General features: G+C 62.8%; 19 protein-coding genes and 2 pseudogenes. 10 read left to right on the top strand and 11 right to left on the bottom strand.

What is annotated here, in order from left to right:
* Positions 1-129: 129 nt before the first annotated feature.
* Positions 130-660 (top strand): CAP domain-containing protein, encoded by a 531-nt coding sequence (locus ACYG9V_RS14945; RefSeq protein WP_023671529.1) that lies wholly within the window; start codon positions 130-132, stop codon positions 658-660.
* 29 nt (positions 661-689) lie between these two features.
* On the opposite strand, the gene ACYG9V_RS14940 is transcribed toward ACYG9V_RS14945, so the two are convergent.
* From ACYG9V_RS14940 to ACYG9V_RS14920, 5 genes and pseudogenes are all read right to left on the bottom strand, one after another.
* Complete coding sequence (locus ACYG9V_RS14940; protein WP_352764096.1) at positions 690-3,308, bottom strand: EAL domain-containing protein; 2,619 nt, start codon at positions 3,306-3,308, stop codon at positions 690-692.
* A gap of 333 nt (positions 3,309-3,641) precedes the next feature.
* Positions 3,642-5,177 carry a DHA2 family efflux MFS transporter permease subunit gene (locus tag ACYG9V_RS14935; RefSeq protein WP_023671527.1) on the bottom strand — a complete coding sequence of 512 codons (1,536 nt, stop codon included), beginning with the start codon at positions 5,175-5,177 and terminating at the stop codon, positions 3,642-3,644.
* 349 nt (positions 5,178-5,526) lie between these two features.
* Positions 5,527-6,744: an HlyD family secretion protein gene (locus tag ACYG9V_RS14930; protein WP_023745452.1), complete on the bottom strand. Its 1,218-nt coding sequence runs from the start codon at positions 6,742-6,744 to the stop codon at positions 5,527-5,529.
* A complete protein-coding gene (locus ACYG9V_RS14925) occupies positions 6,741-7,211 on the bottom strand; it encodes a MarR family winged helix-turn-helix transcriptional regulator (protein ID WP_023705728.1) in 471 nt (156 codons plus the stop codon). Before ACYG9V_RS14925 ends, ACYG9V_RS14930 begins: the two co-directional genes overlap by 4 nt.
* Before the next feature lie 126 nt (positions 7,212-7,337).
* Positions 7,338-7,546: pseudogene (locus ACYG9V_RS14920) on the bottom strand (iron chelate uptake ABC transporter family permease subunit); the annotation flags it as partial.
* 129 nt (positions 7,547-7,675) lie between these two features.
* Here ACYG9V_RS14920 and ACYG9V_RS14915 point away from each other — a divergent pair.
* The gene (locus ACYG9V_RS14915; RefSeq protein ID WP_023835101.1) at positions 7,676-8,506 is read left to right on the top strand and encodes an AraC family transcriptional regulator; all 831 of its coding nucleotides are present in this window, start codon (positions 7,676-7,678) and stop codon (positions 8,504-8,506) included.
* Positions 8,507-8,512: 6 nt separating this feature from the next.
* On the opposite strand, the gene ACYG9V_RS14910 is transcribed toward ACYG9V_RS14915, so the two are convergent.
* Complete coding sequence (locus ACYG9V_RS14910; RefSeq protein WP_352764093.1) at positions 8,513-9,448, bottom strand: bifunctional helix-turn-helix transcriptional regulator/GNAT family N-acetyltransferase; 936 nt, start codon at positions 9,446-9,448, stop codon at positions 8,513-8,515.
* 79 nt (positions 9,449-9,527) lie between these two features.
* Positions 9,528-10,715 (bottom strand): MFS transporter, encoded by a 1,188-nt coding sequence (locus ACYG9V_RS14905; RefSeq protein WP_023723606.1) that lies wholly within the window; start codon positions 10,713-10,715, stop codon positions 9,528-9,530.
* A 170-nt stretch (positions 10,716-10,885) separates the two neighbouring features.
* Here ACYG9V_RS14905 and ACYG9V_RS14900 point away from each other — a divergent pair, with 170 nt between their 5' ends.
* Complete coding sequence (locus tag ACYG9V_RS14900) at positions 10,886-11,512, top strand: TetR family transcriptional regulator (protein ID WP_352519217.1); 627 nt, start codon at positions 10,886-10,888, stop codon at positions 11,510-11,512.
* On the opposite strand, the gene ACYG9V_RS14895 is transcribed toward ACYG9V_RS14900, so the two are convergent.
* Complete coding sequence (locus tag ACYG9V_RS14895) at positions 11,509-12,378, bottom strand: hypothetical protein (protein ID WP_027049677.1); 870 nt, start codon at positions 12,376-12,378, stop codon at positions 11,509-11,511. The genes ACYG9V_RS14900 and ACYG9V_RS14895 overlap by 4 nt on opposite strands.
* Positions 12,379-12,460: 82 nt before the next feature.
* Between ACYG9V_RS14895 and ACYG9V_RS14890 the strand changes: the two genes are divergently transcribed.
* The 3 genes from ACYG9V_RS14890 (at position 12,461) to groL (ending at position 15,458) form a co-directional block, all read left to right on the top strand.
* Complete coding sequence (locus ACYG9V_RS14890) at positions 12,461-13,258, top strand: class I SAM-dependent methyltransferase (protein ID WP_023689544.1); 798 nt, start codon at positions 12,461-12,463, stop codon at positions 13,256-13,258.
* A gap of 184 nt (positions 13,259-13,442) precedes the next feature.
* Complete coding sequence (gene groES, locus ACYG9V_RS14885) at positions 13,443-13,739, top strand: co-chaperone GroES (protein ID WP_006203049.1); 297 nt, start codon at positions 13,443-13,445, stop codon at positions 13,737-13,739.
* A gap of 63 nt (positions 13,740-13,802) precedes the next feature.
* The gene (gene groL, locus ACYG9V_RS14880) at positions 13,803-15,458 is read left to right on the top strand and encodes a chaperonin GroEL (protein WP_023709705.1); all 1,656 of its coding nucleotides are present in this window, start codon (positions 13,803-13,805) and stop codon (positions 15,456-15,458) included.
* A 72-nt stretch (positions 15,459-15,530) separates the two neighbouring features.
* Here the strand turns inward: groL and ACYG9V_RS14875 are convergent, their stop codons facing one another.
* Entirely contained in the window at positions 15,531-16,139 is a 609-nt protein-coding gene (locus ACYG9V_RS14875) for a TetR/AcrR family transcriptional regulator (protein WP_023828903.1), read from the bottom strand.
* Positions 16,140-16,184: 45 nt separating this feature from the next.
* On the opposite strand from ACYG9V_RS14875, the pseudogene ACYG9V_RS14870 reads away from it, so the two are divergent.
* The 4 genes and pseudogenes from ACYG9V_RS14870 to ACYG9V_RS14855 form a co-directional block, all read left to right on the top strand.
* Positions 16,185-16,571 (top strand): annotated as a pseudogene (locus tag ACYG9V_RS14870) (alcohol dehydrogenase catalytic domain-containing protein); the annotation flags it as partial.
* 175 nt (positions 16,572-16,746) lie between these two features.
* Positions 16,747-17,253: a zinc-binding dehydrogenase gene (locus ACYG9V_RS14865; protein ID WP_352764092.1), complete on the top strand. Its 507-nt coding sequence runs from the start codon at positions 16,747-16,749 to the stop codon at positions 17,251-17,253.
* Positions 17,254-17,294: 41 nt separating this feature from the next.
* Positions 17,295-17,744 carry an OsmC family peroxiredoxin gene (locus ACYG9V_RS14860; RefSeq protein WP_023697708.1) on the top strand — a complete coding sequence of 150 codons (450 nt, stop codon included), beginning with the start codon at positions 17,295-17,297 and terminating at the stop codon, positions 17,742-17,744.
* A 17-nt stretch (positions 17,745-17,761) separates the two neighbouring features.
* The gene (locus ACYG9V_RS14855) at positions 17,762-18,148 is read left to right on the top strand and encodes a nuclear transport factor 2 family protein (RefSeq protein ID WP_023697709.1); all 387 of its coding nucleotides are present in this window, start codon (positions 17,762-17,764) and stop codon (positions 18,146-18,148) included.
* Between the two features lie 71 nt (positions 18,149-18,219).
* On the opposite strand, the gene ACYG9V_RS14850 is transcribed toward ACYG9V_RS14855, so the two are convergent.
* Both ACYG9V_RS14850 and ACYG9V_RS14845 read right to left on the bottom strand, forming a co-directional pair.
* Positions 18,220-18,735, bottom strand: a complete 516-nt coding sequence (locus tag ACYG9V_RS14850) for an OsmC family protein (RefSeq protein WP_023671510.1) — start codon at positions 18,733-18,735, stop codon at positions 18,220-18,222.
* Between the two features lie 56 nt (positions 18,736-18,791).
* A complete protein-coding gene (locus ACYG9V_RS14845) occupies positions 18,792-19,217 on the bottom strand; it encodes a GFA family protein (protein ID WP_023715197.1) in 426 nt (141 codons plus the stop codon).
* Positions 19,218-19,245 lie beyond the last annotated feature (28 nt).

The raw sequence follows: 19,245 nt of genomic DNA, 5'->3' as shown, positions 1-19,245 counted from the left end.
AGACTACATCGGCCGCCGACCTTCCCATTCGAATCGGCCGGCCGAACCTGCACGGAGGCCAGCGATTGAGATTTTCGCAGCCCTGCCCGGCAAAAGCCATGATCGCGGCTAAGTCAGGCAGGCATGACAATGATCTGCACCACCAATCATCCGCTCGCGCAAACCCGCTCTGGCGCAGCAAGTCCAAAACCAAACAGGCGCCTGCTGCTGATCGGCCTTGCAGCCATGGCCGGCCTCGCTGCTTGCAGTACGGTCTCGGTGCCGACCGGCGAAGGCGCCGGTGTGTCGTCCTCGGCCACCGCGACGCTGGCCGGCATCCGAGCTTCGGCCGGATTGCCGGCGCTGGTGCCGGACGCCCAGCTCGAGCAGGCCGCTCGGCAGCAGGCCGGCTATATGGCCTCACGCGAACGCATGAGCCACACGACGGGCTGGGGAAAGGATTTCGCGTCGCGGATGAAGGACAATGGGGTGCGGGGCGCCGCCGCCGAGAACATCGCCGAGGGCCGCTTCGACCAGCAGAAACTGTTCGACATCTGGATGCATTCGGCTGGCCACCGCCGCAACATGCTCGATCCGGATTTCAGCCGCTTCGGCCTCGCCTATGTACGCGACGGACGCGACAGCGCCATCCGCTACTGGAGCCTGGTGCTCGGAAAATAGCAGCCAGCGGTTACGGCGCGAGCCAGCCGTCAGCCTTTCGCGATCAGCTCGCCGATATCCCCAGCCGACAGGGGTTTGCTGAAATAATTGCCCTGCACCTCGTCACAATTGTTCTTGCGCAGGAAGGCGACCTGGTCTTCCGTTTCGACACCTTCGGCCAGCACCCGAAGGTTCAACTTCTGCCCCAGGGAAATCACGGCGCCAGTGACCGCTTGATCGTTCTCGTCGGTCGCGAGATCGTTGATGAAGGACTTGTCGATCTTCAGCCGCGCCACCGGAAACGTCTTGAGAGCGCTGAGACTGGAATAGCCTGTTCCGAAATCGTCGATCGATATCTGCACGCCGAGCTTTTGCAGTCCGTTCATCGTTGCGACCGCCAGCTCGAAATCCTGCATGATCAGGCTTTCCGTCACTTCGAGCTCGAGATACCTCGCCTCCAGGCCGCTTTCCTTCAATGCGTTGACGACGCGGTCGATCAGGTTCTTCTCCCGGAACTGCCGCGCCGACACGTTGACGCAGACGGTTACGGGCGACAGACCGGCGCGCTGCCAGGCTTTGTTCTGCCGGCAGGCTTCGTGCAGGATCCAGTCGCCGAGCGGCACGATCAGCCCGGTCTCCTCGGCGGTCGGGATGAACATCGCCGGCGAAACCAGGCCTCGCGTCGGGTGGTTCCAGCGCACCAGCGCTTCGACGGCGAAAACCTGCCCCGATCGCAGATCCACCTGTGGCTGATAATGCAGAGCGAATTCCGACCGGGCGAGCGCGTTTCGCAATTCCTCCTGAAGCAGGAATTTTTCATGTGCCGTTGAGTTGAACTCCGGGGCATAGAACTGGAAATTGTCGCGGCCGAATTCCTTGGCGCGATACATGGCGGCGTCGGCATTGGCCAACAGCGTATCCGGGCTGGTCCCGTCCTTCGGGTAATTTGCGATGCCGATGCTGGCCGTCGTTCTCAGCCGATGCTCTCCGACAAGAACCGGTTCCGCGATCGCATCCCTGATCGTCTGCAGGGTTTCCGAGACCACATCGACATTGGTGGTTTGGTCGAACAGGACGATGACAAATTCGTCGCCGCCAAGCCGCACGACGGTGTCGGTGGCCTTCACGCATCCAACCAAACGGCTGGCGACGGTCTTGAGGAGTTCGTCGCCGGCATTGTGGCCAAACGTATCGTTCACCAGTTTGAAATTGTCGAGATCGATGAACACTACCGTCATCCAGCGATTGTATCGCTGCGCGTAGAGGACCGCCTGGGAAAGCCGATCCTCCAGCAAAGCGCGATTGGGCAGGCCGGTCAGCGCATCATGGTTGGCCATGAAGTGGATCTGGTCTTCCGCCAATTTGCGCTCGATTGCGATGCCGGCAATGTGTGTGGTGAATTCGATCAGGCGGGTCTCGGCATGGGTGGGTTCGCGCACGGTCATCGAATACATGGCAAAGGCGCCCAACACGACGCCCCGATGCGACAGGATCGGGGTTGACCAGCACGAACGATAGCCATGGGGTGCCGCCAGTTCGCGGTAATCGTCCCAAAGCGGATCCTGCAGAATATCGGTAACAATGACCGGTTCCCGCCGGTAGATGGCGGTTCCGCAGGATCCCACCTTGGGACCGATGGCGGCCCCATCGATGGCGCTCGTATAGGCTTTCGCCAGGCCCGGCGCCGCACCGTGACGCAAATGAATGCCGTCCTTGTCGAGCAGCAGGACGGAACCGAATATCCCCTTCAACTGAGACTCGACGAAGCGCATGAGGCGGTCGAGCACGTCCTCCAGCGGCGCGCTCGTGGCAATCATTTCGAGGATCTGCGCCTGCCCGCTGCGAAGGACATCCGCCTGCTTGCGGGCGGTGATGTCGTGGGCGATGCCAACCAGGCCGAAGATTTCATTTTGACGATTGCGCAGCGGCACCTTCGTCGACGAAAGCCATTTGCCGGCGCCCGACGCATCGACGACAAACTCTTCCGCGTCGATCATTGGTTGTCCGCTCTTGAGCAGGCGCTGCTCGACCAGGCGAAATTTCCGCGCAAATTCCGGGGGGTGGAGATCAAAATCGGTCAAACCGATCATGTCGCTGGTCTTGTTGCGGCCGCTATCGGTCGCAAGGGCGCTGTTGACCACGACGAAACGGCTTTGCGTATCCTTGACCCAGAGATAATCGGGCACCCAGTCGATCAGCGCCTGCAGCGAAATGCGCTCGTCGACGATCTGCCGATTGGCGAGGAGTTCAGTGATGTCCTCATGCGTGGCGATCCAACTGCCATCGGGCATGGGCTGGTTACGGATCTGGATTGTGCGACCATCGACAAGTTTGGCGGTCCAGAGCCGCGAAGCCTTGCCCGAATTGATCGAGCGAGCCGTTGCGAGATAGGTGTCGGCGGCCGTCGCCGCCGTGCCGGCGGCAACGCGGCGTTCGACTATTTCGCTCAGTGTCACGCCAGGCCGCAATTCCTCGGGCGCAATGCGGTAGATTTCCGCATAGCGCCGGTTGCTCAGGATCAGCCGTTCATCGGCATCGAAAAAGCAGATGCCTTGCGAAATATTCTCGATCGCAGTCTCGAAGCGCAGGGTCTGCCCTTCGAGACCCGCAATGGTCGTGCGAAGTTCTCCCTCGAGCGTATCGTAGGAAACGTCAGCCAGTCTTGCCAATGCGGCTACGCCCACCGGCCGGCGCGCCCCGACGGATCTTCTGGATGACTTCGTGACCAAACAGACCTCCTCCGGTTTGGCACCTGAAACAAGAAAGGGCCTCTGTCGTGCCAGACGAAAGTCGACTGACAATGTTACAGATGTGCTAATTCAAGATGAACTGTAACGGAATTGGAGGCGTCAGCAACCAGATACCAAAGGTGCAAATGTCATTTCAAATCAACTTCCAACGGCTCATTATCGATATTCTTTTGCACACGCGGGTTTTGACGATCATCCGAGCAACAATCATCAGGGGCAACCAGCTTGCTGCCAGCGCTACCGGCGCCCGCCTCAATCCATATGCGCGGCAGGAGCGGCCGCGCCGGCCGGAGCGGTCTTCGGCTTGCGCAGCAGGAAGACAAACGGAATGGCAACCAGCGTCATCACCATCAGCAGTTTGAAGTCGTTGACGTAGGAGATCATCATCGCCTGGATGTTGACCATGCGGTCCACCTGCGAAAGTGCCGTCGGATCGCCGCCTGCTGCCGCCGGCGAGGCCGCCCACAAATTGGGGTTGAACGGGTTGATGAAAGCCGACAGTTCGGTGTGATTGACCTGCGTGTTGCGCACCATGAGAACCGTCACCACCGACACGCCGATCGACGAACCGAGATTTCGAACCAGGCTGAACAGGGCCGTGGCGTCGGTGCGGAAGCGCACGTCGAGCGTGGCGAAGGCCACCGTCGACAGCGGCACGAACACCATGCCCATGCCCAGGCCCTGGATGACGCCGGAGCTAAGGATCAGCCAATTGTCCATCTGCGGCGTGAAGGAGGACATGGTGTAGAGCGACTGCGCGGTGAGCAGAAAGCCGATGACGACGAGGATGCGGGCGTCGATCCTGCTCATGAGCCGTCCAACGACAAGCATCGAAATCATCGTGCCGACACCGCGCGGCCCCAGGACGACGCCGATGGTGACGGTCGGATAGCCGAAGATGGTCGACAGCATCGGCGGCAGCAGCGACATCGAGGCCAGGATCAGCACGCCCATGACGAAGATGAAAGCCAGACCGGTGACGAAATTGCGGTCGAGGAAGATCTTGGGGTCGATGAAAGGACGTTCCGCCGTCAGTGTATGGATGATGAAAACCCAGAAGCCGGTGATCGAAAGAGCAAGCTCGATCCAGATTTCGACCGAGGAAAACCAGTCGACCTCGCCGCCGCGGTCGAGCAGCAGCTGCAGCGCGCCGACGCCGAGCGAAATCATGGCGAAACCGAAGAAATCGAAGCTGCGGATCCGCCGGGCAACGACCGGCAAATAGGCTGCCATGCCGAGGAAGGCGATGATGCCGACCGGCAAATTGATGAAGAACACCCAGCGCCAGTTGAAATTCTCGGTCAGCCAACCGCCCAGCGTCGGACCCAGGATCGGCCCCAGCATGATGCCGGCGCCCCAGATGGCCATCGCCTGGCCGTGGCGTTCCCTGGGGTTGATGTCGAGCAGGAAGGTCTGCGACAGCGGCACGATGGCTGCGCCGAACACGCCCTGCATCAGCCGGAAGAACACTATGCTCTCCAGGCTCCAGGCAATGCCGCACAGCATCGAGAACACGGTGAAGCCGACAACCGCCGCCAGGAACAGTTCCTTGCGGCCGAAGCGGTCGGCCAGCCAGCCGGTCACCGGCGTCATGATCGCGGCGGCAACGATGTAGGAGGTCAACACCCAGTTTATGTTGTCGGGCGACGCGCCGAGGTCGCCGGTCATGGTCGGCAGCGCGACATTGGCAATCGTGGTGTCGAGCGCCTGCATGACCGTCGCCAGCATCAGCGCCACGGTGATCAGGCCGCGATGCGGCACTTCCTTGAAAGGTTCTGGTGTGGTCATGATGCGGAACTTCCGACAGGTTACAAAAACGTGTACATTAGGTTTCCGGGCGGCGAGGCCTTCTCTGGTGAAGAGACCCTCATCGCGGTGGGACGCGATCTATCGATGTGGGGGTTACATCGATCGAAGGTCTCGACACATCAGGCGCTTGCCGCCCGGAAATCCAAGGTCCGAAGGATGGGCGCCGAGATGGTCCAGGTTCTGGGCAGGCCGCGATGCGGCCCGGTCCAATCCACCCCTCGTTCAACCTGCCGTCGGACCGATCCTGTCATCTCAACTTCACCTCGCCTGCGGCGGGCGTTCTGCCGGGCCGTGATCCTGCTTTTCGAGATCACGGTCCATTCACAGTCTATTGTGCTTCGCCTGCGGTGGCGTGGCCGAAGATAGCGGGGAACCCGCGAGCAACGCCGGTATCCACCGTAACCGAGGCGCTCATGCCGGTGCGCAGCGCCATTTTGGCGTCGGCATCGGTCAGTTCCAGGCGCACCGGAATGCGCTGCGTGACCTTGACCCAGTTGCCGGTGGCGTTTTGAGCTGGCAGCAGCGAAAACTCCGCGCCGGTGCCGGCGCCGATCGCCTTGACGGTGGCCTCGAAAGTTCTGCCCGGATAGGTGTCGACGACGATCTCGGCCTTCTGGCCAGGCTTCATGTGGGTAAGCTGGGTTTCCTTGAAATTGGCATCGATCCAGGTGTCGCCGGTCTCGACCAACGCAAACAGCGGCGTGCCGGAACCGACATACTGGCCGATCTTGAACGAGGAGGCCTGGCTGATGACGCCGTCGGCCGGCGCCTTGACCGTGGTCTGCGCCAGATCGTAGGCGGCCTTGTCGCGCGCGGCGAGTGCGGCCATCACCGTCGGATGCTTGTCGGTCTCGATATCGGGATTGCCGGCGAGAGCCGCCTTGGCGCTGATGATGCCTTGCTCGGCAACGGCCAGTTGCTGCCTGGCCTTGTCGAGATCGTTCTTGGCCTCGTCCAGCGACGATTTGGCGTTGATGCCCTTCTGGGCAAGGTCGGCGGCGCGGTCATACTGCGACTGCGCGTAGTCGACCTGGCTGGCATCGGACTTTTCCTGCGCCAGCGCCTGGCTGTAGGCGGCGCGCAGCTGTTCGATACCGACGCGTGCGACTGCGACCGCCGCGTCGGCCTGCGCCAACGCGATCCGGTAGGGCTCGGGGTCGACGGCAAACAGCACATCGCCCTGCTTGACCTGCTGATTGTCCGAGATGCCGACCTGAACGATGCGGCCGGCCGTGTCCGAGGCGATCGACACCTTGGCCTGCTGCAAATTGGCGTTCTCGGTTTCCTGATAGCGGCCGCCGGTCACCCAGACATAACCGCCACCAATGGCCAGCGCGGCCGGCAGGGCGACCATCAGCAGCAAGCGGCCGATGCGGCGCTTCTTGACCGGAGCCGGAGCGGGTTGAACCGGGGGAGCCACCGCGACAGGTGCTGCGGCCGGCTGTGCAGGCGCTTCGGCAGCCGGCTGTGCAGGCGCTTCGGCAGCCGGCTGTGCCGGCGTCTCGATCTTGGTAACATTCTCGTCTAGTTTGGCTGCCGCGTTCATGCTGCTGCCCCTTCCGTACTCTTCAAGGACGACGTCTCGCCGTCCGCCAGGTTTTGCACGATGGTGTCCAGCGCCCGGATAAGGACGCGGCGGTCGTCCGGCGAAACGCCGACCAGCGATTCCTCATAAACTTCGCCAGCAAGGCTTTTGACCTCGGCATAGGCCGCGTTCGCCTTGGCTGTCGGGAAGATCATGCGCACGCGCCGGTCAGTTGCGTCGGAGCGCCGCTCGATCCAGCCGCCCTCCTCCATCCGGTCGACGAGGCGTGAAACGCTGATCGGCTCGATTTCGAGAAGTTCGGCGAGGCGAGCCTGGGCGACGCCGGCCTCCTTGGCGACGCGAACCAGAAGCCGCCATTGTGCCGAGGAAAGGCCAAGACCGCTGGCGCGCGCCTCGAAGCGCTTGCGCATGAGGCGCTGCACGTCGTGGATCAAAAAGCCCAATCTATCTATGCCGTCGGAAACCATGAGCGGTATATATTATAAGCGTGCTTACCATTCAAGGCGCCGCATTGCGCCAGAGCCGAAAAAGAGGGGTGGCAGCCATGCAGATGCGGTCATGGCACAGTCAATAACGGTTGCGGATGACCTCCCGACCGTGACGTGAATTGCCGTCGAGAACGCCGCGAGGAGAAAGGTCGTCTTGCGCGTCCTCGCCACCGGCACACCTAGGCTTTCGGCGGCACTTTCGCCGGCGGGGAAGGCATCGAGCCGGCGGTGGTTCCACAGGGCATAGGCAAGGATGGTGCCCGCACCCAGCGCGCCCGGATATTGTCCCAGCGAGCCAGGCCGAGGCCGCCCAGCAGCGGCTTTCCACGATGGTGACCTGCCACAGTCGACCAGCGCCCTTCGATTTTACGACAGGCGCAATTTCGATCAAACTGGCCTCGCAAAAAGCCGGCAGCATGGAGTGGCCAAATGAGAGGAGACTCATGAACCCGACCGAGAAAGCGCTGTGGTTTGTCGAGAGCCATTTGCCGGAAGCGATCTCGCTTGAGGATGTCGCGCAAAGCAGCGGCGTCTCGCGCTTTCATGTGACGCGCGCCTTTGGCGCCGCCACCGGCCGTTCGGTGATGGGCTATATGCGCGCGCGCCGGCTGACCGAAGCGGCGCGCAAGCTGGCTTCCGGCGCGCCCGACATCCTCGCTGTCGCGCTCGATGCCGGCTACGCCTCGCACGAAGCCTTCACCCGCGCCTTCCGCGATCAGTTCGGCACGACGCCGGAACTGGTGCGCGCGCAGGGCAGCCTCAGCAATCTCGACCTGGTGGAGCCGATCCTGATGGACCAGTCCTTCCTCGCCTCACTGCCGCCGCCGCGCTTCGAGACCGGCCGTCCCTTCCTCATTGCCGGCCTCGGCGAGCGCTACAGCTGCGAAACCAGTGCGGCCATTCCGATGCAGTGGCAGCGCTTCGGTCCCTTTATCGGCAACATCCCGGGCGAGACCGGCGACGTCGCCTATGGCGTCTGCGTCAATGGCGACGATGCCGGCAATTTCGACTATATCGCCGGGGTCGAAGTTTCGGATTTCTCGGACCTGCCGAAGGAGCTTTCGCGGGTGCGGGTGCCGGCGCAGAAATACGCCGTGTTCACCCATGCCGAGCACATCTCCACCATCCGCCGCACCGTCAACACGATCTGGAACAAATGGCTGCCGGCCTCGGGGCACGATATAGCCGACGGCCCCGAATTCGAGCGCTACGGCCCGGAGTTCGATCCGCGCAGCGGCAATGGCGGGCTGGAGATATGGGTCCCGGTGGCCTGAACGCCGCTACAGCTCCAGGCTCCAGTTCTGGCCGACCAAATCCTTGCCGAAGGCGTGATGGCGCTCTTCGTCCACCAGCCTGAAGCCGGCACTCTCGTAGATGTGGCGGGCGGCGGTCAGGATGTCGTTGGTCCATAGGGTCAGCGTCTTGTAGCCCTTGGCACGAGCAAAGCCGATGCACTCCTGAACCAGCCGCTTGCCGATGCCGAGGCCGCGCGCCGATGGTTCGACATAGAGCAGGCGCAGCTTCGCCACCGCGTCGGATTTGCGCACGACGAAGACCGAGCCGACCACCTCCCCTTGCCGTTCGGCAATCCAGCTGCGTTCCCATTCTGGATCGAAGGATTTTACGAAGGCGCCGAGGATTTCGGCGACCAGCGCCTCGTAGGTTTCGTCCCAGCCATAGTCCTGTGCGTAGATCTGTCCTTGGCGGCGCACCACCCAGCCGATGTCGCCGACCTGCAAGGGGCGCAGCATATACGGCACTTTGGTCTCCGGGCTGTCGCCCAGGAGTTGCTGCACCGTCTGCATGGCCTTGACCAGCCGGTCCTCTTCGGCAGCAGGAAGCCGCTCCAGCAAGGCCGCGACCTGGTCGTGCGAAGCCCGGTTCAGCGGCGCGAAGGCCTGCCGCCCCACCGGCGTCAGCGTGATCGACGACTGCCGCGCATCCGACGCCAGCGGCGCGCGCGCTATCAACTGCAGGTGCTCGAACTTCTTCAGGAGCCGGCTGACATAACCGGCGTCGAGGCCGAGATCGCGGATGAGATCGCTGGCGGTCAGGCCATCGCGATGCGCCAGTTCGTAGAGCACCCGCGCCTCGGTCAGCGAGAAGGCGCTTTTCAGCAGGCCTTCGTCGAGCAGACCTATCTGGCGGGTGTAGAAGCGGTTGAAAGCCCGCACCGCGTCGATGCGTTCCTTGCCGGGTTGATGATGGATCGTCATGGGAAGCCTCCTGCCCATCAACGATCGGTCATTTATTTGACTTAGTCAAGTATCGAGGAGATGCTCCCCCGGTCGTGTCTCAGGCGATGGCGCGGCGGCGCCGTGCGATCAGGACGAACAGGCCGAGCAGCACGACGCTGGCCGCAGCACTGGCGGCGGCAAATTCCGGCACCGGCCGAAAATCCTTGCCGTCGATCAGCAGCGATGCCGCGACCGGGCCGATCGCCAGACCGAAAAGCTGGGCCGCCGGCACCAGAAGCACGGCCGTGCGCGTCTCGTCGGCGGTGATCGCCAGCCGGATCTGATAGGGCACGATGAACAGAAGGATGAAGCCCATGATCAAGGCCGCGACCCAGAAAACCGTCAGGCCGGGGCTGCCGGCGAGCACCACGGAACTGGCGACGGCGACCACGCCGATCGCCACGATGACGAAGCGGTAGTCGATACGCGCCTCGAAGACGGTAGCCGTCATTGCGCCCAGCACCTGCAATGCGAGGCTGGCCGAGACGATCAGGCCGACGCTGCGGCCATCGATGCCGTATTGTGCGCCAAGCGGCTCGAGAAACGCCCAGACCGAGCCGAAGAACATAAAGTAGCAGAAGACGCACAGCAAAGCGGCAAGCGAAGGAACGGTCAGCACATTGCTGAACTGTTCCTCCTTGGGCAGGTCGGCATAGCTATCGGGGACGATGAAGGCGACCGCCACCGAAGCGATGCAGACGACGGCAAGGACGATGAAGCCGCCTGCCGATCCGGCGGCCGGGATGACGTAAAGCGCCAGCAGCAGGGCAAGGGCGCATTGCGCCAGGGTCTGAAGGGTGACGAAGAAGCCGCCGATGCGCTCGGCCCGGCGCGAACGGGCGATCAGTTCCGTGGCGACCGCCACCAGCCCACCCTCGGCGAGGCCCGCCACCGCGCGGGCGGCAATCAGCGAGGTCGAGGTCAGCGCATAGGCGGTCGCGCAGTTAGCCAGCGCCAGCAAGAGCAAAAGGCAGGCACTTTTCGAGCGCATATTGTGGGCGGACAGCATCATGGCGATGACCGCCGATCCGATGCCGATGGCGATCATCTCCGCCGTGGCGACCAGCGCGAGTTCGTCACCGCTGACATGCCCTTCGGTGTAGAGCGCGCCAAGAAGCACCGGCTGCAGCCCGAGAATCAGCAGGCCGACCGAGCCGATCCACAATGCCGAGGCGAGCTGCGCCCCAGTCGGGTTGCCGACCAGCCAGTCGCCGTTCCCGGCATCGGCGTTACCAGCAGAAGTCACGGTCGCCTCCCAACGTCCTTGCCTGTCGGCAAAAAAACTGACAGTCTGTCAGCATTTAGAAACTGATACTCGATCATATTCGTTTGTCAATCATCAGCGGGACTTGGCACCAACAAGGCTGGGGATGGTCTTGGCGATCGAATGGTCTGGGCGATCGAGAGGATGGCGGCATGAACGAAGCAGTGCAGATGACGACCGAACCGAGGCGCAGGCCCAAACAGGAGCGCAGCCGCGAGCGCATCGACGCCATCCTGTCGACGACCATGCGGCTGATTGGCGAGAAAGGCATCGACGCCGTCACCATGAAGGAAGTCGGCGCACAGGCCGGCGGGCCGATCGCCACCGTCTATCATTACTTCCCCAACAAGTCGGCGATCCTGGCGATGCTCTACGAGCGATTCTCCGAAGTGAGCCGCGCCCGGCTTGCCGCCATCGTTGCCGACATTGGCGGGCTGGACGACGTTATCGCTGCGGCCGACCGGCTGCTCGACGACTACTATGAGCGCGTCGCCGGCGACCCCGCCATTCAGGACCTGCAAAACGCCATCCAGGCTGACAAGGCGCTGAAGAATCTCGACATCGCCGAAACCCGGCGCCAGGCGACGATGTTCTGCGACCATGTCGGCCCCTTTCTCGCAGCCGAGCGACGCAATGAGTTCGGCCGTATGGTTTTCCTGATCTTCCAACTGGCCGGCGGCGTCGTGCGCATGGCGCTGACCCAGGACCAAGAGGAAAGCCGCCACACCATCGAGGACTACCGGTCGATCATCCATACGCAGTTGGGACTGTTCCTCTAGCGCCCGATTCGGCCCCGTCCGGTCTGGTGGATGAGGTTTTCGAAGCCGTCGGCCAGGTTGGCGGCGCCGGCGGCAACGATCTTCGACAGGTTCCTGGCGCGACCTGGGGTCTTGTTGGCATCGAGCAGCACGGCCCTGCCCTCATGCACGACAAAGTCGAACTTGCCATAGTCGAAGCCCAGCTTCCGACGCAAGGCGCGCAATTCGTCGGGAACCGCAACCGGCTCCCGGCGGATGGTGTCGTCGCCCTTGACCAGGCGCTGCGGCGAGACATAGCGGGTGCAGCGCTCCCGATCGCCGCAGAATATCCAGAACCGCGCCGCAAACCCGTCGGGCTCGATTTCGGGAATGAATTTTTCCACGATTAGGTCGGCACGCCTGAAAATCTCCGGCGCCACATCGGCCAGCGAGGCATGCACCTGATAACGGTCGAAGGTCTGCGCGCCCGGGAAAGGCACTGCCTTGCCGGCGCGAACGGATTTTCGGTTGAGCTGCTCCTCGGGCGTCCCCCAATGATTGAGGTTGCTCTTGACGATGACCTGGCCGCTCCAGTTGGCACCCTCCTCGAGGATAGCACCGCTGATGCGGCGCTTGGAAATGTCGGTTGCACCAAGATTGAGACAAATCGGAAATCCGCGCGCGTAGTCGACATAGTCCGATGGCGTCACTGTCGCGTCGACATGCAGGACGGCAATATCGGCGTTATGACTTGCCGAGGGTCCACGCATGATCTGCACGGAGTGACCGCGCCGTTTCAGCTCCGCCAGGACGTCGAACAGCATGTAGGGGCTGTCCTGGCGCAGCAGGAGGCCCCGCCGGCTCTGGAAGCGGTCAAATTCATGCGTTATTACGGCAATGCGGGCCATGGCCTTTCCTGCATGAGGTAACTCGCAAGGCAACCAACAGCCTGGAAGGAAATATGTCCAGCCTTTCCCCAAACCGTTCCGCATGACTGAGCATTGGGACGCAATTCGCCGTCATTGGCGGCTTCTCGGGTCGCCGCTGTGTCCGCCCCCGGAAGCTGTCGCCGCCTATGAGCGCGAACTTAGCCTGCAATCGGTCGATGTGGTGCTGCTCGGGGTCACGCCGGAGCTTGCCGGCCTCGGAAGGACCATGCTCGCGATCGACGAGTCCACTGCCATGATATCGGGCATCTGGCCGGGCGATACCGCCTCACGCAAGGCGGTGATCGGCAACTGGCTGGAGTTGCCGCTGGGCGACGAAAGCGCCGGGGCGGTGATCGGCGACGGCTGTCTGTCGGCGCTGGACTCCTCGGTTGCACGGCAGGCGCTGCTTGCCGAGATCGCGCGTGTGCTGAAGTCCGATGGGCGGGCTGCATTGCGCGCCTATGCAAGCCCTCAGGTGCCGGACGATCTGCAGGAGGTCCGGGCGCTGACGCTGTCCGGTGGTGTCGCGACCTTCCACGAACTCAAATGGCGCATTGCCATGGCTTGTGCCGGCGGCGATCCCGACCGCGCCATTCCGGTGCGGGCGATCCTCGACGCCTTCGATGCGCTGTTTGCCGACCGGGAGGCCCTTGCCGCGACGACCGGATGGGAGATGCCGGTCATCGGCACCATCGATGTCTATGCGAATTCGCAGACTGTCTACAGTTTCGCCCCGGCGGCGACGCTGGTCGAAGAGGCGAGCCGGTTTTTTGACAGTGTCCGCCTCGCGCCGACAGGGACCTATGGGCTGGCTGAACGCTGTCCGCTTCTGGTGCTTAAATCGCCGCGGCGCCGGTAGGGTCTGCCGTCGGATCGCGGCACGGCTCCAATTGGCACAATTGTGCTCACCGTTCGCCTTGACTCTCGAAAGCCACGCGCTTATTTCAGCGCACGTTAGCACTCTCCCCAGGTGAGTGCTAACGCACATCCGGCACCGCCGGATCGAGGAACAGCTCTCACCGTTCTCATTCGAGGAAGAAAAAATGGCAAAGTCGAAGTTCCGCCCGCTTCATGACCGCGTGGTCGTACGCCGGGTCGAATCCGAATCCAAGACCGCCGGCGGGATCATCATCCCGGATACGGCAAAGGAAAAGCCGCAGGAAGGCGAGATCATCGCCGTCGGCTCCGGCGCTCGCGACGAAGCCGGCAAGCTGGTCCCGCTGGACGTCAAGGCCGGCGACCGCATCCTGTTCGGCAAGTGGTCGGGCACCGAAGTCAAGCTCAATGGCGAAGACCTTCTGATCATGAAGGAATCCGACATTATGGGCATCATCGGCTGATTATCGGCCTCACCGTCAACTAATTTCGGGCTTGATCGCAAGCCCCCTGCCAGGAGCTAAAAAATGGCTGCTAAAGACGTAAAATTCTCCCGCGACGCCCGCGAGCGCATGCTGCGCGGCGTCAACATCCTCGCCGACGCAGTGAAGGTCACGCTCGGCCCCAAGGGCCGCAACGTCGTCATCGACAAGTCGTTCGGCGCACCGCGCATCACCAAGGACGGCGTCACCGTCGCCAAGGAAATCGAGCTTGAAGACAAGTTCGAAAACATGGGCGCGCAGATGGTCCGCGAAGTTGCTTCGAAGACCAACGACATCGCCGGCGACGGCACCACGACCGCGACCGTTCTGGCGCAGTCGATCGTCCAGGAAGGCCACAAGGCCGTTGCCGCCGGCATGAACCCGATGGATCTGAAGCGCGGCATCGACCTGGCCGTGACCGAAGTCGTCGCGGCTCTCGGCAAGGCTGCCAAGAAGATCAAGACCTCCGAGGAAGTTGCCCAGGTCGGCACGATCTCGGCCAATGGCGACGAGTCGGTCGGCGCCATGATCGCCGAAGCGATGCAGAAGGTCGGCAATGAAGGCGTCATCACGGTTGAGGAAGCCAAGACCGCCGAGACCGAGTTGGAAGTCGTCGAAGGCATGCAGTTCGACCGCGGCTATCTCTCGCCCTACTTCGTCACCAACGCCGACAAGATGGTTGCCGAGCTCGAGGACGTCTACATCCTCCTGCACGAGAAGAAGCTGTCCAACCTCCAGGCCATGCTGCCGGTTCTCGAAGCCGTCGTGCAGACCTCCAAGCCGCTGCTCATCATCTCGGAAGACGTCGAAGGCGAGGCTCTGGCCACGCTGGTCGTCAACAAACTGCGTGGCGGCCTGAAGATCGCCGCCGTCAAGGCGCCGGGCTTCGGTGATCGCCGCAAGGCCATGCTGGAAGACATCGCCATCCTCACCGGTGGCCAGGTCATCTCGGAAGACCTCGGCATCAAGCTCGAGAACGTCGGCCTCAACATGCTCGGCCGCGCCAAGAAGGTGTCGATCTCCAAGGAGAACACCACCATCGTCGACGGCGCCGGCAAGAAGGCCGAGATCCAGGGCCGCGTTGCCCAGATCAAGCAGCAGATCGAAGAGACCACGTCGGACTACGACAAGGAGAAGCTGCAGGAACGTCTGGCGAAGCTCGCCGGCGGCGTTGCGGTGATCCGTGTCGGCGGCGCGACGGAAGTCGAAGTCAAGGAAAAGAAGGACCGCGTCGATGACGCCCTCAACGCGACCCGTGCGGCCGTGGAAGAAGGCATCGTTGCAGGCGGCGGCGTCGCTCTCCTGCGCGCTTCGGCCAACATCAAGGTCACCGGCGTCAATGCCGACCAGGCTGCCGGCATCAACATCGTTCGTCGTGCACTGCAGGCTCCGGCCCGTCAGATCGCTTCGAACGCAGGTGCTGAAGCTTCGATCGTCGCCGGCAAGATCCTCGACAACAAGGGCGCGACCTACGGCTACAACGCCCAGACCGGCGAGTATGGCGACATGATCGCCATGGGCATCGTCGACCCGGTCAAGGTCGTTCGCACCGCTCTCCAGGACGCGGCTTCGGTCGCCGGCCTGCTCGTCACCACCGAAGCCATGATCGCGGAGGCTCCCAAGAAGGAGTCGGCTGGCGGCGGCATGCCTGGCGGCATGGGCGGCGGCGGCATGGGCGGCATGGGCGGCATGGATTTCTAATCCAAGCTATCTGGCTTATACATACGGAAAGGGCGTCGAGAGGCGCCCTTTTTTGTTTTGGAAAGCGGATGGTTAGGCGGCGCTGTCCGCCTGCCGCGCAACCTTGCCTGCAAGCACCGCCTGCTCGACAAGTGCCGCCACCTCGTCGGCCACCACCAGCACCGGTGCACGGTCGCGGGTGGCCCGCGCAATCACCATAAGCCCTTCCAGCGAGGATTCGACCAGCAGTGCCAGGGCATGCGCCCGGCGTTCGGGCACTCCTGCCCTGACAAAGGCCTGTCGCAGCAAGCCGATCCATTGCTCGAAAGCCGATCGGCAGAGTTCCGCCAGTTCCGGCACATCGGTGGGTGAATCCAGCACCACCGGCGCGATGGGGCAACCCAGCGAAAAATCATTGTCCTCCAGCATGCGCCCGACCGACTGGTAGATGTGATGGACGGCCACTGCAGGATCGCTCTCGGCTGCCAGTGCTTCGCCCAGCCTTTTCGTGACGTCGGCAACGCTGTTGCGCGTCACCTCGATGACCAGTTGGTCCTTGCCGCCTGGGAAATGAAAATAGAGCGAGCCGCGCGGCGCCCCGCTGGCGCCCAGAATGTCGTTGAGCGAGGTGCCGTGATAGCCGCGCTGCCTGAGCAACAGGCCTGTGGTCTCGAGTATGCGGGTGCGGGTGTCGTTGGCCATGTCAACCTCTGTCAGCAGTGACGCATTATAGGCCTTGCCAAGAATATGACAATCGGTCTATATAATATGTGGATCAGTCTATATACTATTAAGGAGAGTGACATGCGCAGCTACCGTCTCGAAGGGTTTGGTGGAACCGAATCCCTGGCGATGCGCGACGAGGCGCGGACGGAACCGAAACCGCATGAGATCGTGGTGCGAGTCCGCGCCGCCTCGCTCAATCGGCGCGACACGATGATCCTTGGCGGCACCTATCCCTTGCCGGCGCGGCAAGGCATCGTGCCGCTGAGCGACGGAGCCGGTGACGTCGTCGCAATCGGCGATGCCGTCACCCGTTTTGCCGTCGGCGACCGCGTCACCGGCAGCTACTTCGCCCGCTGGATCGATGGCCGCATCAATGCCGGTCTGATCGACCAGCTCGGCTGTACGCTTGACGGCATGCTGACTGAGTTTGCCGTGCTCGACGAACAATGGGCGGCGCGACTGCCCGATCATCTGAGCTGGCACGAAGCGGCGACGCTGACCTGCGCCGGCGTGACGGCCTGGAACGCGGTGACCGGGACCCGGATTCCGAAGCCTGGTCAATGGGTTCTCACCATCGGTTCGGGTGGCGTTTTCGCTGTTTGCTCTGCAGTTCGCCAAGTTGCTCGGCTGCCGGGTTGTCGCCATCACATCGCGCGCGGAGAAGGCCGACAGGCTGCGGGCGCTGGGCGCCGACCTCGTTGTCTCCAGCACCGACATACCGGAATGGGGCGGCTGGGCGCGCGAGCAGACAGGCGGAGTCGACCTCGTCGTCGAAACCGGCGGCCCGGCCACCTTCGCGCAGTCGCTGATTGCCAGCACGCTTTATGGACACATCGTGCTGCTGACGCTGCAGGACGCCAGTGGCAGATCGATCGAGATGCCGGCAGCGCTTTATCAGCGCAGCCTCGCCACCATCAGCCGCCTGTTCGTCGGCAGCCGCAGCAATCTTGAGGCCATGCTGCGCGCCGTGTCGCAGCATCGCCTCAAGCCCGTTATCGACAGGGTCTTCCCCTTTGCCGAAGCCCCCGAAGCGTACCGCCACTTCCAGCAGGGCGACGTGTTCGGGAAGGTTGTCATCGACTGCGCCTGACCCAATTGCCCGCTTTTCAACCCCGAATCAGGAGAACGACCATGACCATCCGTGAAGCTTCCGCAGAATGGCAAGGCACGCTGAAGGAAGGCGGCGGCCGTCTGCGGCTTGGCAGCGGCGTCTTCGAAGGCGCCTATTCCTTTCCGTCGCGGTTCGAGGACGGTCCGGGCACCAATCCCGAAGAGCTGATCGGGGCAGCACATGCCGGCTGCTTCTCGATGGCGCTGACCTTCATCCTCGGCCAGGAAGGCCACGTCGCCCGCACCATCCGCACCGTCGCCAAGGTGCATCTCGGCGCGACCGCCGCCGGGCCGACGATCACCCGCATCGAGCTCGAAACGGAAGCAGAGATTCCCGGCCTTCAGCCTGCCGAATTCCAGCGTATGGCGGAGACGGCGAAGACGACCTGCCTTGTCTCTCGCGCTTTGGCCGGCGTTACAACCATCACCCTCAAGGCCGAGCTGGCCGCCACCACTGCCACGGAACAATGAAAACCAGGAGGTATGAGATGAGCCAGGACAGCATCACGAGCATTCATCCGGGCGACCACTCTAGCCAGACGGCCGAGATCATGCGTCGCTTCAACGATGTGTTCCAGTTGCACGATCCGTCCGCGCTTGCCGAGTTGGTGGCGCAGGATTGCGTTATCGAAAACACCGTGCCGGCGCCGGACGGCGCCCGCCATGCCGGCAAAGAGGCATGCATTGACCTATGGTCGGCGATCGCCACCCAGCCCGGCACGCGCTTCGACCTCGAGGAAACCTTCGTCGCCGGTGAACGGGCGACGATCCGCTGGCGCTACTTCATGGCCGACGGCAACTCCATCCGCGGCGTCAACCTGATGCGTGTCGCGGACGAGCTGATCGTCGAGGCGATGGGTTACGTCAAAGGATAGAAGCGTTGCCCGGCACTCCCGTTCCCAGCCCGGAATCTCGCTCAAGTCGAGTTTCCGGGCCGGTTTTCTGGTCACTGGATGACGCGGTGCAGCTTCACCGTGGTGCTGGGACTGTTCTGGATGGTCTGGAAGATCACGCAATAGCGATCCGTGAGTTCGAGCAGTTGGTCGAGCTGACTTTGGGGAGCGTCGGTGTCGATGTCGAAGCGCAAGCGGATTTCCTTGAAGCCGACTGGAACACCCGCAGTCACGCCGAGCGTGCCGCGAAGATCGACGTCACCTTCCGCGGAAACTTCGGCGGACCTGATCGGAATTTCGAGCACGGCCGCCGCCGCGCGCATCGAGACACCGGCGCATGCGATCAGCGCCTCCAGCAGCATGTCGCCGGAGCACAGTTCCTGGCCGCTGCCCCCGGCCATCGGATGGATGCCGGCAAGCGCCAGCCCGCGTCCGGTCTCGACCTTGCAGGTCACGGTGGACGCGTCGGCGACGCCTTTGGCCTTCAAGGTGAGGAACGCGGCCTTCGCATCCCTGCGATAGAGATCCTTGATCGGCTCCTGCGTGGCGCGAAATGTTGCGATTTCCATGAACAATCTCCTGTCTTGAATTGTCGTTGTCAAAAATGGCGAGCAGTGGCCGGGCCTTATTCCGGCACCGCGATGCCGGAGCCGCCGAGCTCAGCCGGAAAGTCCCTGAGCTTGGGCAGCCCGTCCTTCATCGGCAGCACGGTCTCAGCGTAGTTGACGTGAACTCCAGGCGTGAATTTCACGCCTGGTATCGTTGCCGCATAGACATCGACCAGGCCGAGCGGCGGATGAACGGTCATCAGATGACCACCGCATTTCGTGCAGAACTGGCGATCGCTCATTTCGGTCTTCTCGAACCCGGACAGGAACTCCGCGCCCCCGGTGACCTTGACGTTCTGAGGCTTCCACAGCGTGAATGCGTTCACGGGAGACGCCGACCACGATCGACACGAACCGCAATGGCAATAGCCCATTGCCTCGGCGGCTCCGTGCACTTCGATTTCCACAGCGCCGCAAAAACACCCGCCCTTATGTACCGTCATGACATTTGTCCCTGGTTGGTTTCGACAG

The organism is Mesorhizobium sp. W016, from assembly GCF_054719485.1.
The sequence above is the reverse complement of the archived record's forward strand: the minus strand, read 5'-3'. Positions and strand labels throughout refer to the sequence as shown.